Origin of the sequence: Citrobacter sp. RHB36-C18, from assembly GCF_013814485.1 — a bacterium.
Taxonomy (GTDB): Bacteria; Pseudomonadota; Gammaproteobacteria; order Enterobacterales; family Enterobacteriaceae; genus Citrobacter; species Citrobacter braakii.
Window position 1 is genome coordinate 924,899 of record NZ_CP057125.1, and the last position, 15,909, is coordinate 940,807.

The following is a 15,909-nucleotide window of genomic DNA, read 5'->3' on the forward strand; positions in this document are numbered from 1 at the left end:
TTAATTAATTTGAGGTGTTATGTCTGTGGTTATCAGTGATGCCTGGCGCCAGCGTTTTGGCGGTACGGCGCGTCTGTATGGCGAAAATGCGCTGCAGTTGTTTGCCCAATCGCACGTTTGCGTGGTCGGGATTGGCGGGGTAGGGTCGTGGGCGGTGGAAGCGCTGGCGCGTACCGGTATTGGCGCCATCACGCTCATCGATATGGATGATGTGTGCGTCACCAATACTAACCGCCAGATCCATGCTCTGCGCGATAACGTCGGCCTGGCAAAAGCTGAAGTGATGGCTGAACGTATCCGTCAGATTAACCCGGAGTGCCGGGTGAACGTGGTCGATGATTTTGTCACGCCGGATAATGTTGCTGAGTATATGAGTGCGGGTTATTCGTATGTCATTGATGCGATTGATAGTGTGCGCCCAAAAGCGGCACTGATCGCCTGGTGTCGGCGTAACAAAATTCCGCTGGTGACCACCGGTGGTGCGGGAGGGCAGATCGACCCGACGCAGATACAGGTCGTTGATTTGGCAAAAACTATCCAGGATCCGCTGGCAGCCAAGCTACGCGAGCGACTGAAAAGCGATTTTGGCGTGGTGAAAAACAGCAAAGGCAAGCTGGGCGTGGACTGTGTGTTCTCGACCGAAGCGCTGGTTTACCCGCAGGCAGATGGCTCGGTATGTGCGATGAAGGCGACGGCGGAAGGGCCGAAGCGCATGGATTGCGCATCCGGTTTTGGCGCGGCCACTATGGTGACCGCCACCTTTGGCTTTGTTGCCGTCTCACACGCGCTGAAGAAGATGATGGCGAAAGCGGCGCGCCAGAGTTGAATGTGTTGTGCCGGATAAGGCGCGTTCGCGTCGCCATCCGGCAACCATCAAACCTGTCGGGCAGCCTCAAGAATCGCCTCGTTCAGAGCATGCAGCCCCTGGGTACGCGAGGCGCTGAGCTGCGCGCGTAAACCTAGCTCGTCAAATAATGCCATAGGCGAATGCGCCAGTAACTCGGCTGCAGTTTTACCTTCGACCGCCGTGAGTAATACCGCCAGCAGCCCGCGTACAATGCGACCTTCGCTGTCGCCGAAGAAATGCAAAGTACCATTCTCATGAAGGGTATGCCCCAGCCAAACGCGGTTTTCGCAGCCCGCGATCTCTTTGGCCTGTGCCTTTAGCGAATCCGGAAGCGCTGGCAACTGCTTACCCAGCAGAATCAGCTGGCGATATTTATCTTCCCACTGGGTGAGCGGGGTAAAGGTATTGCGTAACGTCTCTTCCGTTACGGTTGTGCCAAACGGGTGTCCGGCGAACAGAGGGCTTGTCATTAATCCACCAATATTTCCAGCGCGCGGTCAACGGCTGCGACCAACGCATCTACATCACTTTGCGTATTATAAGGTGCAAATGAGGCGCGTAGCGTCCCGGATACGCCCAGTTCTGCCAGCAGCGGTTGCGCACAGTGTTGTCCTGCACGCAGTGCAATGCCATATTCGGCCAGCAACGTCACCATGTCGCTGTGATGAACCCCTGCGAAATCAAAGGCTAACAGACTGGAGTCCTGGCAGCGGAAGGAGCGAAAGCCGGGGCGTTTCGCCAGCGCATCTTCTGCCAACGTCGCCAGACCCCGACTCCAGTTTTCGGCCTGCACCACGTCAACGTCCGCCAGCCATTCGAGCGCTGCGCTTAGCCCGATAACGCCAGCAACGTTAGGCGTACCGGCCTCCAGCTTCCATGGAGCAGCCTGGGTGGTGAAACCGTCAAAACTGACTTCGCTAATCATTTTACCGCCACCGAGCCAGGGAGACATGGCATCCAGCAGTTCCGGTTTACCGTACAGCACGCCAATGCCGGTGGGGCCATACAGCTTGTGGCCCGAGAACGCATAGAAATCAATGTCTAATTGCTGTACGTCGGCGGGGAAATGGACAATCCCCTGTGCACCATCCACCATCACCACCATGCCAGCCGCATGGGCGAGCGTAATGGCGCGGGCCAAATCCGGGCAACCGCCGGTAACGTTCGACATCTGCCCAAGCGCCAGAATGCGACTGCGTGGAGTGATGAGTTGCGCGAGGCTTTCAACGTCTGGCAATAAATGGTCGTTAAGCGGTAGTCTGACGACCTTCGCCCCCGTTTGCTCCGCCACCATCAGCCAGGGCACGAGGTTGGCATGATGTTCTGCTGCGCTAACGATAATCTCATCACCCGGTTGTAACCGCGGTCGCGCATAGCTTTGGGCAACCATGTTGATCGCTTCCGTCGTACCGCGGGTCCAGACGATTGTTTTGTCATCCGGCGCATTAATAAGGCTTGCGACTTTTTCCCGCGCGGCTTCATAGCGTGCGGTCAGGCGCTGTGCTTCGGCAAACTGGCTGCGGTGGACGTTCCCGGCGCTCAGGCTATAAAACTGATGGGTGGCCTCAATCACTGCCTGCGGCTTCAGTGCGGTAGCAGCGCTGTCGAGATAGACGCCAGCATCGTTGAGTGCGGGAAATTGCGCGCGAAACTGCGCGGGGTTAAAAGCGTTCATGGTATTCCTCAGTTCAGTAAACCGATCGTGGCGCAAAAAGGGCGCTGATACAAGGGGTGTGCTAACCATCGGAATACTCTGGATATCCTGGCAAAGTCCACGCAGTGTCTTATGCTATATACCGTTAGGCGAGCAATTTAGCCTGTTACGGAGTGTGTTTTTAATAGCATAAATCGCTTTAAGGAGAAAAAGATGAAAAAGACTGCCGCAATTATCTCTGCTTGTATGCTGACTTTTGCCCTGAGCGCCTGTTCTGGTTCGAATTACGTGATGCACACCAATGATGGTCGATCAATCGTATCTGATGGTAAGCCACAGACCGACAATGAAACGGGGATGATTTCGTATAAAGACGCTAACGGCAACAAACAGCAGATTAACCGTACCGATGTGAAAGAGATGGTAGAACTGGATAACTAACCGGTCGTCCATCGACAAAGAGTCGGACAAAAAAAAGCACCGCAATTTGGCGGTGCTACATTAATCACTATGGACAGACAGGGTAAATGTACAGGAAGTGAAAAAGGGTAGCCTTGCTACCATGGTCTGAATCGCAGACCAATTGCAAACACAACAACACAACATCACAACCGTAAGCCAAAAGCCCACCAGAACACGCATTCCGATAAAACTTTTCGTTCCGGCTTCAGGAAGTGCCGCCACTATAGGTATTTGCTGGTAGAACCTCAACGGACAATTTATAATGGCTCAGATAAAAAAAACTAATAGGTTACAACCTGTTGGTTAATTGTTAAATTCATTTAACATCAAAGCCTAAAAGTCATGTCAAAACGATTACCACCCCTAAATGCGTTGCGTGTTTTTGATGCTGCAGCGCGTCATTTAAGCTTTACTCGCGCAGCAGAAGAGCTTTTTGTGACGCAGGCCGCAGTAAGTCATCAAATCAAGTCACTTGAGGATTTCCTGGGGCTGAAGCTGTTTCGTCGACGCAATCGATCTTTGCTGTTAACGGAAGAAGGCCAAAGCTACTTTCTCGACATCAAAGAGATTTTTTCGCAATTAACCGACGCGACGCGTAAACTTCAGGCACGCAGTGCAAAAGGTGCGCTCACTGTGAGTTTATTGCCCAGTTTTGCAATCCAATGGATGGTTCCCAGACTCTCTAGCTTTAACTCAGCTTATCCGGGAATCGATGTCAGGATCCAGGCGGTGGACCGTCAGGAAGACAAACTGGCTGACGACGTTGATGTGGCGATTTTCTACGGACGTGGCAACTGGCCGGGTCTGCGTGTTGAAAAATTGTACGCAGAATATCTATTGCCGGTCTGCTCGCCGCTATTACTCACCGGTGATAAACCGCTAAAGACGCCCGAAGATCTGGCGAAACACACATTATTGCACGATGCGTCGCGCCGTGACTGGCAAGCCTATACGCGCCAGCTTGGCCTGAATCATATCAACGTACAGCAGGGACCCATCTTCAGCCATAGCGCCATGGTGCTCCAGGCTGCTATCCATGGACAGGGAATTGCGTTGGCTAATAACGTCATGGCGCAATCCGAAATAGAAGCCGGACGTCTGGTCTGTCCGTTTAATGATGTTCTGGTCAGCAAAAACGCATTTTATCTGGTTTGTCATGACAGTCAGGCAGAACTGGGTAAAATAGCCGCCTTCCGTCAGTGGATTCTGGCGAAAGCGGCCACGGAACAAGAAAAATTCCGCTTTCGTTATGAACAATAATTTACGTAGGGTATTCACATGACCAGCCGTTTTATGCTGATTTTTGCCGCCGTAAGTGGCTTTATCTTTGTGGCGTTGGGCGCCTTTGGGGCACATGTTCTGAGTAAAACCCTCGGTGTCGTTGAGATGGGGTGGATCCAGACTGGCCTCGAGTATCAGGCGTTCCATACGCTGGCTATATTTGGCCTGGCCGTCGCCATGCAGCGGCGCATTAGCATTTGGTTTTACTGGAGTAGCGTGTTTTTGGCATTAGGAACGGTGCTGTTTAGCGGCAGCCTGTATTGCCTCGCGCTCTCGCATTTACGCCTGTGGGCGTTTGTTACCCCCGTCGGCGGTTTCAGCTTCCTTGTGGGCTGGGCGCTGATGTTAGTGGGCGCTATTCGATTGAAACGTAAGGGCGTTAGCCATGAATAAGGTTGTATTGTTGTGTCGCCCAGGTTTTGAAAAAGAGTGCGCCGCAGAAATTACGGATAAAGCAGGACGCCGGGAAATCTTCGGTTTTGCCCGCGTGAAAGACAATGCGGGTTACGTCATCTTCGAATGCTATCAGCAGGACGATGCCGAAAAGTTAGTGAAAGAGTTGCCGTTTAGCTCGCTGATTTTTGCCCGTCAAATGTTTGTGGTGGGCGAACTGCTGCAATATTTACCGCCGGAAGACCGCATTACGCCGATTGTCGGCATGTTGCAGGGCGTGGTAGAGAAAGGCGGCGATCTGCGCGTTGAAGTTGCTGATACCAATGAAAGCAAAGAGTTGGTTAAATTTTGCCGTAAATTTACCGTACCACTGCGCGCGGCGCTGCGGGAAGCGGGCGTGCTGGCAAAATATGAAACGCCAAAACGTCCGGTGGTTCATGTGTTCTTTATCGCACCAGGCTGTTGCTATACCGGCTATTCCTGGCCCGACAATAACTCCCCGTTCTACATGGGCATTCCGCGTCTGAAGTTCCCGGCCGATGCGCCGAGCCGTTCAACACTGAAGCTGGAAGAAGCGCTGCACGTGTTTATTCCTGCCGATGAGTGGGATGAACGTCTGGCTAACGGAATGTATGCGGTGGATTTAGGGGCATGCCCGGGCGGTTGGACCTATCAACTGGTTAAACGCAACATGTGGGTTTACTCCGTGGATAATGGTCCGATGGCGCAAAGCCTGATGGATACCGGACAAGTTACCTGGCTGCGCGAAGACGGATTTAAGTACCGGCCAAATCGCAATAACATTTCGTGGATGGTTTGCGACATGGTGGAAAAGCCCGCGAAGGTTGCCGCCCTGATGGCGCAATGGCTGGTCAACGGCTGGTGTCGAGAGACTATCTTCAACCTCAAGCTGCCGATGAAAAAACGCTACGAAGAGGTGTCGCAAAACCTGGCTTATATTCAGGCACAGCTTGACGAGCATGGCGTAAATGCCCAGATTCAGGCGCGTCAGCTGTATCATGACCGTGAAGAAGTCACCGTGCACGTCCGTCGCCTGTGGGCTGCTGTTGGTGGTCGTCGCGACGAGCGATAAGGTAAAATTGCAGGCCGGATGAAGGCGTAAATGCCTTATCCGGCCTGCATTGTTTCAATCAGCGGCGTATCTGAAATAATATGCGTCACATCATCCAGATGCCCAATCCGGGCCTCTCCCGAACGATTAAATTTACTTTTATCGATCAGCAATAATGACTGCGCTGCGCGCTTAAGTAGAATGGACTTGAAGTCGGCATTGGTCGCGTTAGAGTCCCAGAGTGCGCCGTCGCTGTCGATCCCTACGCAGGAAAAAATAAACAGATCGATCTCGAGTGGTTTGAGCTGCGAGATGAGCGAGGGGTTAACATAGCAACCGTATTTACGCTCAAGGCGACCGCCGGAGCTGATGAGCTGAAGGTGTTCGCGTTTAGCCAATTCCTGGCAAATGGGCTGGCTGTTGGTAAAGACGTGAATGTTGATGTCCGGTAACTGTCGCGCCAGGTACCAGCACGTTGAGCTGGCGTCCAGGGCTATCACCATACCTTCTTCGATCCATGCCAGCGCTTCGCGGGCAATATTCGCTTTGTGGGCATAGTGGCTTTTGAGTCGCATATGAAACGGGTCGCCGCTGTCCTGATTTTCCCGATGAATCACTTTGGCCCGCCCGTGATTGCGCAGCACTTTTCCCTGGGCTTGTAGCTCGCTGAGATCGCGGCGGATGGTCTCTTTGCTGACCTTAAGTTGCAAAGCAAGGGTTTCGGTTGTCAGATTTTTGTGGTTGGTAAGCAGATCTACGATCGCCTGCTGGCGCGCCGCTTTCATGTTCTGATCCTCATCTTATGATGAATGCCCGTAGCTGACGGGCATTCAGACCAGAGATTACGGGGTTACTCCTTTTTTTAATAGAATATTCCCGTACTTTGCCCGCTCTCCTGTGATAACGATCGCAAACGCCTGTTGCGCGCGTTCATAGAAGGCATAGCGGTCAATACGCGTGATGTCCGGGCAGGGGGTTTGCAGTGAAAGCGCCTGACGATAGCGGGCCTCGACGTCAGGATCGAGGGCATCGCCTTCAACAGCCGCCATCATCACCAGCGGTGGGGCATAGCTGTCCAGTTCAATGAGCGGAATAATCGCCTGTAGCAGGTCGCTGACCAATAGACCGTCGGCGCGGATAACCTGCGGTCCCATGCTGTGGGCCGGGAAGTGGGCATCGGAAAATATAATCTCATCGCCGTGCCCCATTTCAGCCAGTACCTTCAGCAGGTCGGGCGAAATTAAGGGAGATATTGTTTTGAGCATGTTACTCGACTCCTGTTAGTTCGGATTCGGTTTGCGGATAGAAGTAACGGTACTGGTAGCGTACCTGCCCGCGTGCCTGTTCCGGTGAGGCAAATTCCCCAATGCCTGACCACGCAAACATTGCGGCACCTGCCACGGTGGTTTCGGCGTCATCCAGCACTTTGACAGGTATCCCGAGAACATTCGCTTTGATCTGATTCCACAACGCGTTGCGGCTTCCCCCACCTACCAATAGCAGTTCAGTGGCCTGGAAATGACCGATTTTTTCCAGCGTATGGAGGTTTCGCTGCAGCTGTTCTGTCAGTCCTTCCAGCGCGGCGCGATAAAAGTGACCACGGGTGGTATTGAGCGTAACCCCTTGCCAACCCGCATTCTGACAGGCCAGCAGGTCGCAGTGCATCTTCACGCCTTCGGCGCCTGCCGGGATGACCCTGGCTTCGTCGATCAGCGTCTGCCAGGGGGTGTCGGCAGTCCACAGCAGCTTACGCACCCACTCGAGTACACCGGAAGCCAGCCACTGCATGCCGGGGTTATTCAGTCCAGCCTGGCTATCCAGCTCACAAGTGGAACCCGCATATTGGCTGAGCTGGGAGGTATCCACCTGCGCACTGCGCACCATCAGAATTTCCCATGTGCCGGAAGATAGCACCGGTTCATCTGGCTGGGCTCCAGCGCCAAATAGCGCAAACTGCGTGTCGTGTCCGGCAGAGATGACCGGAATTCCCGCCGTAAGCCCGAGCAGGCTGGCAGCCTCTGGTTGCAAAGCCCCAATCTGTTCGCCTGCTTCAACCAGGCGCGGGAACAGACGGCGCGGTATGCCCGTAGCCTGCAAAATGTCATGACTAAAATCGCGCTGCCGGATGTCCAGCAGCTGACTGGTGCCCGCCATGGTGATATCTGTAGTGAACTCGCCGGTTAAACGGTGGTTGATAAGCGACGAGATAAACAACCAGGCGTGCGCCTGCTCCAGAAATTGCGGATGGTTTTCTTGCAGCCACACCAGTTTATACAGCGTGTTGAAGCTAAATGCGCCGACGCCGGAAATTTCCTGCAATTGCTGCGGTGATATGTAGCGGTGAATATTCTCCATCACCGCTGCGGTGCGTGGGCATTTCCAGCTAATCACCGGATACAGCTGCTTGCCGTTCTTATCAACCAGCGTGCCGTCTACGCCAAAAGTGGTGACGGCGATCCCGCGGACATGGCAGGCGGCCAGTTGCGTGCAGAGGCGCTGACAGCAATCGGCGAAGCGTTGCAGAATGGCCTCCAGCGACCACTGATGCCAGGTACTGTTTTCTGTTGCGATGTCACTGGCGTTCGGGGTCGCTGCGCGGGCGACAATCTTTCCCTGTCGGTCAACGGCGATAGCCCGCACGTTGGTCGCGCCACAGTCGAGAACCAGGATAACGTCTTGTTTCATAATCGCTCCCCAAACGTAGCCGGATGGCGTAGCGCTTACCCGGCCTACAAAATTCACTGCGCAGGCCCGGTAAGCTTGCGCCACCGGGCCAGAGTCGCATTAACGCTTATACAGCGGGCCGTAGTTCTGGCAGGCGCGATAATCCTGGCCTTCCATATCCATACCATGGGCTGCCCAGGCTGAAGGGCGGTAAATTTTTTCGTCTTCCACGTTGTGCATACAAACCGGGATACGCAGCATGGCGGCGAGCGTAATAAAGTCCGCGCCCACGTGACCTATCGTCAGTACGCCGTGGTTTGCGCCCCAGTTAGCCATGACGGAATAGACATCGCTGAACGGGCCTTTACCGGTTAAGCGCGGGGCAAACCAGGTGGTTGGCCAGGTGGAGTTGGTGCGCGCATCAAGCTGGTCGTGCATCTCTTTCGGCAATTCCACGCTCCAGCCTTCCGCGATTTGCAGCACCGGGCCTAGGCCTTTGATGATGTTGATGCGGGTCATGGTGAACGGCACGCCGCCCTCGGTCAGGAAGCGAGAAGAATAGCCGCCGCCGCGGAAGTATTCGTGAATAGCCGGACACCATTCGGTAGCCGCCAGGCAATCATCCGCCTCTTTCTGTGAGATTTCCCAGTGCGGCTTCATGGTCGGTTTCCCTTCGCCGTCACGCTGTTTGCAGGAGCCATCCAGCGCTGCCGAGCCGGAGTTAATCAGGTGAATAATACCGTGCTCAGCAAGGCCGGTCAGCGGTTTACCCGTGACACGTTCAACCGCCTCTGGCGACCAGTAGGTGCGCACATCGGCAAAGACCTGCGCTGTGCCGGTGAGTTGATGACCAAACAGCATCGCCACCCCGTTCAGGCTGTCGTTTTCGGTGGCGACAACGAACGGTTCGCGAATGCCGTTCCAGTCAAAGGAGCTGTTGAGCAGTGCTTCGGCGGTATCGCCATTCGGGTATTGATCGGTCCAGTGACGCTGGCCCTGGAAGCCTGCGGCAATCGCGTTATACCCCAGCGACTCTTCAACCCGACCTTTGTCTGCCAGTTTCTGGTTACCCTGCATCATGTCGCGAATGCACATGGCCATCAGCAGGCTCTCTTTCAGCACCGCACGGCTCTGCTCTGCGTTACGCTTATATTGTTGTGCGTTCTGATCTTCACCGTAGCGGAAGTTTTTATCCGCCCACGCCAGCGCCATTTCTAGCTCGGCTTCGTCATAGATTTTTTGGTCGATGCGACGACGCAGTTCGGTCATATCAACGGGTTGAACCTTCATTCCCAGCCAGGATTCAAAGAAGTTATGATCGACAATCGAGCCGGCAATGCCCATTGAAACGCCGCCTACGGACAGGTAGCTTTTGCCTTTCATACTGGCAACCGCCAGGCCCGCGCGGGTAAAGCGCAGCAATTTTTCTTCGACATCGGCAGGGATCGTGGTGTCACCGGCATCCTGTACGTCATGGCCGTAAATAGAGAAGGCGGGAAGTCCTTTTTGATTATGCGCAGCCAATGCTGCGGCCAGATAAACTGCGCCGGGACGTTCTGTTCCGTTAAAGCCCCAGATAGCTTTCGGGCGCATCGGATCCATGTCGATGGTTTCGCTACCGTAGCACCAGCATGGGGTAACAGTAATCGTCACGCCTACGTTCAGGCTGCTGAATTTTTCTTCACAGGCGGCAGATTCAGCCATCCCGGCAATGCAAGTATCGGCAATCACACATTCAATTTGTGCACCACAGGCGTGACGAAGTTTCTCTGTGATCAGCGCAGCAGTGGCTTTAGCCATATTCATGGTTTGCTCTTCGAGCGATTCACGAACACCCATACGGCGCCCATCAATCACCGGACGAATTCCAATTTTCGGTAAGCTATTTTTGTTCATTCGAGGTTCCTCATCTCACTTTATGCCGTGCTGCAAAAGCGGATGTTGAACACCACCGTCGCAGTTGGCTGAATAACCCATTTTTGCTAACTCGAGTTAGCTTAGGTATTAGAGAGTTTTTTGCACAACTTTTTTGTTGTGGAACTGTGAGAGGCTTCACGAGAAGTGGTTAAAATTCGATCTGCGTCAAATAAACCAGGACGGGTATTTTCAATAAATCCTTTTTAAATTAATTGGTTGTAATAAATTGTCTGTTCAGCGTCACAGTTTTAAACCAAATGATTTGGCTATTTTGAGTAGCTAAAATAGCTTTAAAAGGCACTTCGCTAACTCGAGTTAGCATAATTGATAAAACGCATATGAACTTATAGGTAGTATTCGCATTAACGGTGACGATGGCTTCCTGGCAACGTTTTGCGCCTGATTCACTGATTGCAGTTTCTGTATATTGAGGAAAGCAGCAATGTCTGAAACATTTTTACAGATGAGTCATATTACGAAACGTTTTCCCGGCGTATTAGCGTTGAGTAATGTGGATTTTGCTTTACGCAAAGGAGAGGTTCATGCGCTGCTGGGTGAGAATGGCGCAGGAAAGTCTACGTTGATGAAGATTTTATCCGGTGTTTATCAGCCTGATGAAGGGGATATTATTTTTGAGGGCCAACCTGTTACTTTTGCGAATCCGTTGAGTGCACAAAGCGCAGGTATCACCATCATTCACCAGGAGTTTAACCTTTTCCCTGAACTCACGGTGGAAGAAAATATATTTATTGGCAGGGAGTTTTGCAAAAATAATCGCTGGCGTCTGGATGAAAAACAACAGCGACAGGCAGCTATCGATATTTTGCAAAAATTAAACCTGAATATCTCTCCAGAAACGCTGGTGGCCGATCTGACCGTCGCGCAACAACAAATGGTTGAGATTGCTAAAGCGATATCGGTGAATGCCAAGATTCTTATTATGGATGAACCGACGGCAGCGCTGACTGAAACGGAAATTGACAGCTTATTTCAGGTAACTCGTTTGCTGAAAGAACAGGGAACGGGCATTGTTTATATCTCGCACAGATTAGAGGAACTGGCGCTGATCGCCGATCGCGCGACGGTGATGCGGGATGGTCAGTTTATTGCCACTGTGGATTATGATGCGGTTAAAATTAGCGATCTGATTGCCATGATGGTTGGGCGCGATCTTGGCAATATCTATCCTCGCCGCGAACCTTTGGCTCAACGCAAGCCGGTGTTGGAAGTAAGCGGTCTGACGCGCAATGGCGTATTGAACAATATTGATTTCACTCTGTATCAGGGCGAAATTTTGGGCTTCGCCGGTCTGATGGGGGCAGGACGTACTGAGCTGGCGCGGGCGATTTTTGGTGCGGATCCCATTGATGGCGGAACCCTCAAGCTGAACGGTAACGTGACGGTAATTAAAGATATTCCTGATGCTATCAAACAGGGTATCAGCTATTTAACCGAGGACAGGAAAAAAGAGGGGCTGGCATTAGGACTGTCCGTTGAGCGCAATATTATGTTGGGCAATTATCCTGAGTATTCCGATCGTTATGGCAACGTGGACAGCAAACGTTGTCAGAAAACCAGCGAAGAACAGGTGAAAGCCCTACGCATTAAAACACCACATTTAGAACAGGCTGCTCTGAATTTAAGTGGTGGTAATCAGCAGAAAATTATTATTGCCAGATGGGTGTGTAAAGACACCGATATTCTCATCTTTGATGAACCCACTCGCGGTATTGATGTGGGTGCCAAACTTGAGATTTATGAATTAATGAATCGACTGGTGGCCAAAGGGAAGTCAATTATCATGATCTCCTCTGAATTACCGGAAGTGCTGGGTATGTGCGATCGCATTTTAGTGATGCGTAATGGACGTATTACCGGGGAGTTAGCTTCTGATGACGCCACACAAGAAAAAATCATGCAATATGCGACGTTAGAGGACTAATTTATGACTATCTCTGTAACCTCTTCAGACAGGAATAATAAGAAAATAAAAATTAACAAAGAACTTTTAATGCGCCTTGCGCCGCTTTTGAGTCTGATTATTTTAGTAATATTTTTTAGCTTTGGTTCGCCATTTTTCTTTAACACTGAAAACATCATGACAATCGCTCTGCAAACTTCAGTGATTGGCATTATGGCGATTGGCGTTACCTTCGTCATTATCACGTCAGGAATCGACCTTTCTCTTGGCTCGGTGGTGGCCTTTTCGGGTGTTGCGGTAGGCATCAGCGCCACGCTGGGATTGCCTCTGCCCGTATGTATTCTGGCTGGGGTGCTGGCCGGTGGATTATGCGGCTATATCAATGGTCTGCTGGTCACCAAAATGACTATCCCACCTTTTATCGCCACGCTGGGCCTGATGATGTCCGTCAGAGGCATCAATATGGTGATGACAGATGGTCGTGCGATTTATTTCGCTGATTACCCCACCTTCAAAATGCTGGCCCAGGGACGTTTGTTCGATGTGTTGCCTTATCCCGTTTTTTACCTGGTGGTGGTGGCGCTAATCGCCGCCTACATCCTGAAGAAAACGGTGATTGGTCGCTATGTTTACGCTGTGGGTAGCAATGAGGTGGCCGCACACCTTTCCGGTATTAAAGTTCAACGCGTCAAAATTTTCGTCTACGCCTTTTGCGGTCTGCTGACCGGGATCGCCGGGGTTATTCTGGCCTCACGTCTGAACTCTGGTCAGCCAACGGTTGGCGTGGGTTATGAACTGGAAGCCATCGCGGCGGTTGTTATTGGCGGTACGAGCCTGATGGGAGGAATTGGCACCATCGGCGGGACTATCATCGGCGCATTCATTATGAGCGTGTTGAAAAATGGTCTGAACCTGATGGGGGTTTCCCAGTTCTGGCAAATGGTGGCCATGGGCGTGGTGGTCATTGCTGCGGTTTATCTCGATACATTACGCAAAAAAATTCGTTGATTTACGCTCCCGGAAGTCACGGGGCATCATAACCCTGACGTTTAGGGTGACTCACTCAGAACGGAGTAAAACAATGAGAACCAGGAATTTTGTCTATGCGTTATCCCTGCTGGCCTGTATGACATCCAGCGTATTGGCTAAAGATATGAACCTTCCGGTGGTCAGTAAAGGTTTCCAGCATGAATTCTGGCAAACCGTAAAAATGGGGACGGAAGCGGCAGCAAAAGAGTCGGGTGATAAAACCAGCTATGTTGGCCCGGCGGATGAAACTCAGATTGCCGAGCAGATTCAGCTAGTTGAAAACGCGATGGCGCAAAAACCCAATGGGCTATTGCTGGCAGCGTTAGATGCCAATGCGCTGGCGCCATTAGTTGAGACCGCAAATTCACGCGGCATTAAAGTTGTGACGTTTGACTCCGGCGTGAATTCCGATATTCCAGTGAGCTTTGTCGCCACGAATAACCGTAAAGCCGGTGCTGAAGCGGCGGATGCACTGGCAGCGGAAGTGGGCAGCAAAGGTAAAGTGGGCATTATTGCGCACGTAGCGGGGACCTCCTCAGCGATTGAGCGTTCGGAAGGGTTTATTGCCCGCATGAAGGAGAAATACCCGGAAATCCAGGTGCTCCCGGTCCAGTACAGCGATGGCGATCCGCAAAAAGCGATGGATAAAACCATCGATATGATCCAGGCCAACCCTGATATTGCAGGGATTTATGGCACCAATGAAGGCTCAACGTTGGGCGTAGCAAACGCCATTGATAGTCAAAACCTGAAAGGCAAAGTGAAAGTGATTGGTTTTGATAGCACCGAGGCAATCATTGCTTTCCTGAAGTCTGGGGTCATTCAGGGCTTTGTCGTGCAGGACGCTTATCAGATTGGCTACCAGGGTATCAAGACACTAAATGCAGCGGTATCGGGTCAGTCTGTACCGAAAGAAATTGATATTCCGGTTAAATTCGTTAATGCGAAGAACATTGACACCCCGGAAATTGACAAGCTGTTACACCCATTCGGTAAAAAATAACACCGTTGGGGCGAAGTGCTCGTCCCATCATTCGCCAGCGTCAGGGAGTTACTATGGGCAGTGGATATTTCCTCGGTGTGGATGTCGGTTCCGCCAGCGTCAGGGCTGGTGTCTTTGATGCCAGTGGCAAACGGCTGGCTTTTGCGACATATGCCATCTCGCAGTTTCGACCCGGTCCTGAGCGGGTTGAGCAGTCATCTGCAGAAATCTGGCAGCAGGTTTGCCATGCAGTGAAGGAGGCGGTGTCGTCATCCGGGGTTCGCATTGAGGAGATTCGCGCATTGGGATTTGATGCCACCTGTTCATTGGTGGCACTAGATGAGCAGGGGCGGGGCCTGGCGGTTTCACCAGGCGAACCATCAGACCATAACATCATCATGTGGATGGATCATCGTGCGGCGCAGGAGACGCAACGTATAAACGCCACGCAGGATCCGGCTCTGCGCTACGTTGGCGGTGAAGTCAGCGTCGAAATGGAGCTTCCTAAAGTGCTGTGGCTGAAAAACCATTTTCCAGCCACCTGGCAGAGTGCGCATCGCTTCTACGATCTGGCGGACTTTCTGGTCTCTAAAGCTACCGCCTGTGATGTTGCTGGTCTGTGCACGCTGACGTGTAAATGGAACTATCTGGCACATGAACAACGCTTTAGCCACTCCCTGCTTGACGCTGTTGAGCTAACGGATTTGTTGGGAAAAATCCCGTCGCGGATCCTGCCGCCAGGCGCTGCCGTTGGAACGCTTAGCGCCGATGCGGCCCAGGCGCTGGGGCTGACGACTGCAGTGGTCGTCGCCAGCGGAATGATTGATGCCCATGCGGGCGGAGTAGCGCTTGCCGGTGTTGAGCCTGAGGGGACGTTGGCGTTGATCAGCGGAACGTCAAATTGCCATATGCTGTGCAGTGAGCAGGAGATTCATACACCTGGTGTATGGGGGCCGTACTGGTCAGCCATGCTGCCAGGCTACTGGCTGACAGAAGGGGGGCAAAGTGCCGCTGGGGCGTTAGTCGACTGGACACTTCAGGAGTCAGGAGCCAGCGCGGCACTATTTCACAAGGCTGAGGCGCGGGGTTGCCATCCCATCGTTTTAGTTAATGAATGGGTTGCCGCACTTGAGGAGCTGGAGTTAGAGCCAGGTCGTTATTTGCATGTGCTGGCCGATCATCACGGTAATCGTTCACCGCGCGCGCGACCCGATGCCCGGGGGAGTGTTTGCGGTTTGACTCTTGAGCGAGGCGAGATGCAGGTTGCTCGTCTGTACCTGGCGACATTACAGGCGATCGCCTGCGGTACGCGGCATATTATGGAAGTGATGCGTGAAAACGGTCACACCATTTCCCGACTGACGCTGTGCGGCGGCGCAACGCATAACCCACTGTGGTTGCGAGAATATGCCGATGCCACCGGATGCGATATTCATCTGATGCAGGAAGAGGATGCAGTGACGTTAGGTGCGGCCATCACCGGCGCGGTTGCCTGCGGCGCGTGGGAAAATATTCCATCTGCATGCCAGGCGATGGTTCGATCTGGCGAGGTGATTAAGGCTAACCCGGCACGGCGGAACTTCTATGACCGCAAATATCAGGCTTATCTGATGATGTGGGATCAGCAGCAGGCGATTAACCAACTTATGCAGTAAGACAAAAGTTTAAAATACTTTTATGATTGTAG

The 15,909-nt window shown here is 52.5% G+C and carries 15 protein-coding genes; 9 read left to right on the forward strand and 6 right to left on the reverse strand.

Features of this window, described 5'->3' with window-relative positions:
* Nucleotides 1-19 precede the first annotated feature (19 nt).
* Entirely contained in the window at nucleotides 20-826 is an 807-nt protein-coding gene (tcdA, locus tag HVZ52_RS04435) for a tRNA cyclic N6-threonylcarbamoyladenosine(37) synthase TcdA (protein WP_181598917.1), read from the forward strand.
* A 47-nt stretch (nucleotides 827-873) separates the two neighbouring features.
* On the opposite strand, the gene csdE is transcribed toward tcdA, so the two are convergent.
* Together csdE and csdA are read right to left on the reverse strand one after the other, a co-directional pair.
* Nucleotides 874-1,317, reverse strand: a complete 444-nt coding sequence (gene csdE, locus HVZ52_RS04440) for a cysteine desulfurase sulfur acceptor subunit CsdE (protein ID WP_016154263.1) — start codon at nucleotides 1,315-1,317, stop codon at nucleotides 874-876.
* On the reverse strand, nucleotides 1,317-2,522 hold the full coding sequence (csdA, locus tag HVZ52_RS04445; protein WP_016154262.1) for a cysteine desulfurase CsdA: 1,206 nt from the start codon (nucleotides 2,520-2,522) through the stop codon (nucleotides 1,317-1,319). The genes csdE and csdA overlap by 1 nt, the downstream gene beginning before the upstream one ends.
* A gap of 192 nt (nucleotides 2,523-2,714) precedes the next feature.
* On the opposite strand from csdA, the gene HVZ52_RS04450 reads away from it, so the two are divergent.
* From HVZ52_RS04450 to rlmM, 4 genes are all read left to right on the forward strand, one after another.
* Nucleotides 2,715-2,942, forward strand: coding sequence for a YgdI/YgdR family lipoprotein (locus tag HVZ52_RS04450; RefSeq protein ID WP_016154261.1), 228 nt, complete (start codon nucleotides 2,715-2,717; stop codon nucleotides 2,940-2,942).
* Nucleotides 2,943-3,305: 363 nt separating this feature from the next.
* Complete coding sequence (gene gcvA / locus HVZ52_RS04455; protein ID WP_016154260.1) at nucleotides 3,306-4,223, forward strand: glycine cleavage system transcriptional regulator GcvA; 918 nt, start codon at nucleotides 3,306-3,308, stop codon at nucleotides 4,221-4,223.
* Nucleotides 4,224-4,241: 18 nt separating this feature from the next.
* Nucleotides 4,242-4,637, forward strand: coding sequence for a DUF423 domain-containing protein (locus HVZ52_RS04460; RefSeq protein ID WP_003034037.1), 396 nt, complete (start codon nucleotides 4,242-4,244; stop codon nucleotides 4,635-4,637).
* The gene (gene rlmM, locus HVZ52_RS04465; protein WP_003034040.1) at nucleotides 4,630-5,730 is read left to right on the forward strand and encodes a 23S rRNA (cytidine(2498)-2'-O)-methyltransferase RlmM; all 1,101 of its coding nucleotides are present in this window, start codon (nucleotides 4,630-4,632) and stop codon (nucleotides 5,728-5,730) included. The genes HVZ52_RS04460 and rlmM overlap by 8 nt, the downstream gene beginning before the upstream one ends.
* A 35-nt stretch (nucleotides 5,731-5,765) precedes the next feature.
* On the opposite strand, the gene fucR is transcribed toward rlmM, so the two are convergent.
* From fucR to fucI, 4 genes are all read right to left on the reverse strand, one after another.
* Nucleotides 5,766-6,494: an L-fucose operon activator gene (gene fucR / locus HVZ52_RS04470; protein WP_094760837.1), complete on the reverse strand. Its 729-nt coding sequence runs from the start codon at nucleotides 6,492-6,494 to the stop codon at nucleotides 5,766-5,768.
* Nucleotides 6,495-6,551: 57 nt separating this feature from the next.
* Nucleotides 6,552-6,974: an L-fucose mutarotase gene (gene fucU / locus HVZ52_RS04475; protein ID WP_181598918.1), complete on the reverse strand. Its 423-nt coding sequence runs from the start codon at nucleotides 6,972-6,974 to the stop codon at nucleotides 6,552-6,554.
* A gap of 1 nt (nucleotide 6,975) precedes the next feature.
* Complete coding sequence (gene fucK, locus HVZ52_RS04480) at nucleotides 6,976-8,394, reverse strand: L-fuculokinase (RefSeq protein ID WP_181598919.1); 1,419 nt, start codon at nucleotides 8,392-8,394, stop codon at nucleotides 6,976-6,978.
* A 99-nt stretch (nucleotides 8,395-8,493) separates the two neighbouring features.
* Nucleotides 8,494-10,269 carry an L-fucose isomerase gene (fucI, locus tag HVZ52_RS04485; RefSeq protein WP_131346706.1) on the reverse strand — a complete coding sequence of 592 codons (1,776 nt, stop codon included), beginning with the start codon at nucleotides 10,267-10,269 and terminating at the stop codon, nucleotides 8,494-8,496.
* A gap of 463 nt (nucleotides 10,270-10,732) precedes the next feature.
* Here fucI and HVZ52_RS04490 point away from each other — a divergent pair, with 463 nt between their 5' ends.
* The 4 genes from HVZ52_RS04490 (at nucleotide 10,733) to HVZ52_RS04505 (ending at nucleotide 15,877) form a co-directional block, all read left to right on the forward strand.
* Nucleotides 10,733-12,232, forward strand: a complete 1,500-nt coding sequence (locus HVZ52_RS04490; RefSeq protein ID WP_046276142.1) for a sugar ABC transporter ATP-binding protein — start codon at nucleotides 10,733-10,735, stop codon at nucleotides 12,230-12,232.
* Between the two features lie 3 nt (nucleotides 12,233-12,235).
* On the forward strand, nucleotides 12,236-13,219 hold the full coding sequence (locus HVZ52_RS04495) for an ABC transporter permease (RefSeq protein WP_181598920.1): 984 nt from the start codon (nucleotides 12,236-12,238) through the stop codon (nucleotides 13,217-13,219).
* Between the two features lie 73 nt (nucleotides 13,220-13,292).
* Nucleotides 13,293-14,243, forward strand: a complete 951-nt coding sequence (locus HVZ52_RS04500) for an ABC transporter substrate-binding protein (RefSeq protein WP_016157361.1) — start codon at nucleotides 13,293-13,295, stop codon at nucleotides 14,241-14,243.
* 53 nt (nucleotides 14,244-14,296) lie between these two features.
* Nucleotides 14,297-15,877: an FGGY-family carbohydrate kinase gene (locus tag HVZ52_RS04505; protein WP_181598921.1), complete on the forward strand. Its 1,581-nt coding sequence runs from the start codon at nucleotides 14,297-14,299 to the stop codon at nucleotides 15,875-15,877.
* Nucleotides 15,878-15,909: the final 32 nt, after the last annotated feature.